Origin of the sequence: Bacteroides muris (ex Afrizal et al. 2022) (assembly GCF_004793475.1) — a bacterium.
GTDB lineage: Bacteria > Bacteroidota > Bacteroidia > Bacteroidales > Bacteroidaceae > Bacteroides > Bacteroides muris.
The window spans coordinates 1-2,829 of sequence record NZ_SRYZ01000095.1; the positions used below are offsets into that span (position 1 = coordinate 1).

General features: G+C 40.3%; 3 protein-coding genes. All 3 read right to left on the reverse strand.

The window, feature by feature from the left end; genetic code table 11:
* On the reverse strand, positions 1-1,114 hold a 1,114-nt coding region (locus E5355_RS18890; RefSeq protein ID WP_305764603.1), incomplete at its 3' end, for a histidine kinase dimerization/phospho-acceptor domain-containing protein.
* Between the two features lie 86 nt (positions 1,115-1,200).
* The gene (locus E5355_RS18895) at positions 1,201-1,629 is read right to left on the reverse strand and encodes a DUF2867 domain-containing protein (protein WP_123477162.1); all 429 of its coding nucleotides are present in this window, start codon (positions 1,627-1,629) and stop codon (positions 1,201-1,203) included.
* 17 nt (positions 1,630-1,646) lie between these two features.
* On the reverse strand, positions 1,647-2,525 hold the full coding sequence (locus tag E5355_RS18900) for a DUF4377 domain-containing protein (RefSeq protein WP_123477164.1): 879 nt from the start codon (positions 2,523-2,525) through the stop codon (positions 1,647-1,649).
* Between the last annotated feature and the right edge of the window lie 304 nt (positions 2,526-2,829).

The window sequence follows — 2,829 nt, forward strand, 5'->3', positions numbered from 1 at the left end:
TCGGCTGCTCCTTGCCATTGTCCAGCCGGAAGAAACTCAGCAGGGTATTGAGCATTTCGCGCATACGGTCGGAGGATTGCCGGATATTACGGACATATCGCTCTTTTTTATCCGCATCATTCCCTTTTTCCATCAACGCGGTATAACCGATTATTGCGCTTAAAGGTGTGCGTAACTCGTGGGTGATGGTATGAACCGCTTTCTTGCGGGAGGCTATCAGTGCCTCGTTCTGTTCAACCGATTTTTGGAGTTGTCCGATTAAATCTGTCGTTTCCCGTTTATATCGTTTGATACGGTTGGCATTCCGGTGGATGATGATATAGGAAATTACCAACAAAAGGAGGACGAATCCTGTCAAGCCGCCAATCTGAATGAACGACCGTTCCCGCATGGCAGCTATTTCCAATTCCCTTTTTTGCAGGTCTGCTTGAACTTTTCCATCTATTTGAATAATCAGTCCTTGCAGCTGCCTATTCAGTTCTGCATTTCGTGCAGCAAGACTGTCGGCATGTTCCGACAAACGGCGGCTTTGCGTCTGTTGTTCCGCTATGATATTCCGGTTAAGGGAACGGAGCATCGTGGTGGTCGCAGTTGGTTTCGCTTCTTCCTTTTTGCCGAAGATGCCCAAGAAACCCTTGCGCTTGGACTTCTTGGGCTGTTCCTGCACACTCTTCTGTATGATTACAGGTACTTGACTGGTTATCTTATCGTTGATGGCTTGTTGCTGCTCAAGTATCTGAACAATTTGGCACATCTGCCGTTCCTTATCTTCGAGAAGATGGCGTACACTGTCGATACGCTCTGCCGGATAGGTAGCTTTGAAACGGCAGAGCATACTGTCTATTGACATACGCCGGGTATGGTAAAGTCCTAAATCCTTATCATCCCATTCCAATATCGTTTCACCCAATAGAGAAAACTCTATCAAATGAATATGAATATTGTTTACCTCTTTTCGAAATTCGTCGATTTCTCGGTTTTTGGCTTCCAATTCCTCCATGTCTCGCCATTCGCCAAGCCATATGTACATGATGCCGCCTACCAGCAAAGCTATTAGTAGATAGCCTGCGGAAGTCAACGCACGGATATTTTTAATATCGATAGACTGTTTCATAAGATACTATATGACCGTTATGGTTTAGTTGAACTCGCATCATCAATAGAAGAGATTGGAGATGTGGCAAAGAACAAGGATAAGCATTATGATAATTCGAAATTCCTCCTTACCTGTTTTAACAGTGTCTTACAGATTAACTTATGAAATGGTTTTATTATAGTAAAATAGAATTTTCCCATACGGTTGTTGTATCGGACTTTCGTACAAACCGATAGATATAGACTGTCATTCATACGCCTTTCGGTCATAAATGCAATAACAAAATTAAGGTGTTTGTCGCTTTTGCTTATTGTCGCAAGGCTATCGGATTTGACAATGACAAGATCCGATAAATTCTTCCCTTCGTTTAGACCAAAAGGTTTTACTATGGCATTACGAAACTTCATCAAGACAATAATCCACTGGGGTGCGCAGAAAAATCTGACTGTCAGTTCTTCTGCGCTTATCGGTCGTGTGGTACAGACTATCTCACTGAAATTATCAGTATAATCAAAATGCTTGTTTAGACTCATGATGCATAAAAACGTTATCACAAATTCTTTACCTCATAGCGAATCACGACAGCCTTGACATCAGCTGCGGGATATTTCCTTTGGTAATATGCCGTAAGGTCTTTATATAGCCATATATCAACGATTTGTGGTGCAACAACATACATAAACACATCATATTGCATTACATAGTCTTCTGTATCATCGCTTGTTACAAAATTAAACTCTCCAAATTCGTAATTTTTAATTTCCAGCGGAAGCAACTTATATGATTCGGGAAACTCTGTTAACTCCTTACTCTTTCTAATCAAAACGCCATGCTCAACAGTGTGCATATCGTCATCCTGCAAGAACCATATGCCTATACCGTAAAAAGCAATATAATAGCGCAATCCTCCAAATTTGTATGTGCTATTTGTTTTAAGGTCGTTCTCAATGTCCTCTTTTTTATCAGCGTCAATGGCGTAGGCAAATTCTGGATTAATATACGGACAGTATTGCTCAAAATACCAATCCGGGATGAAATGAGGAGGCAAATTCTCAGAGTTCTTGTGTTCTTTCGATATAACTTCCAATAGCTCGTATTCAGTCCAAGCCGGGTCACCCATGCGATAACCCAAGTAGTTTGTTTCACTGATACGTATCTGATATTCATATCCTTCTTCGTATTCAAACTTACCGATGCTTCCCTGAGCCTCCCAATCGGTGGACTGCTCGTTTTTTACAGCATATACATCTGTAAGTACATTGTTATCACTTGATGTTAAAACACCGGGGAGTTTTGCAGAAGCCACCGTAAGCGTGTATTCCTTGTAACCGGTTACTTTTTTGTCTTCTTCATCATCATTGCATGATGTTACTCCTATCATTGTAAAGATTGCCATAAACAGCATTACGAGAAAGTTTCTATTCTTCATTTTTGTCCATTTTAATTGTTTTCTGTACCGTATTAACTGATAAAATGTAAAAACAGGAGGTTGTGAGGAAATTGCGAATGTAAGGGATATTGCCTAATAAAAAATATAGCTTACGTGGCTTTAACCCAAATTTCACTTCATAATGTGGATTTATCAAATAAAACTGACGGTTGACTATCTTATATTTATTCTTGCAGAGCATCCGCTGAAATGCTTCAATAGAACATCGGGTGCGCTTAATATTTAGTAATTTAAGTTTCGCAAGTCAGCATGAAAGTTTATAAGAGGGTATAAAAGAAGGCAT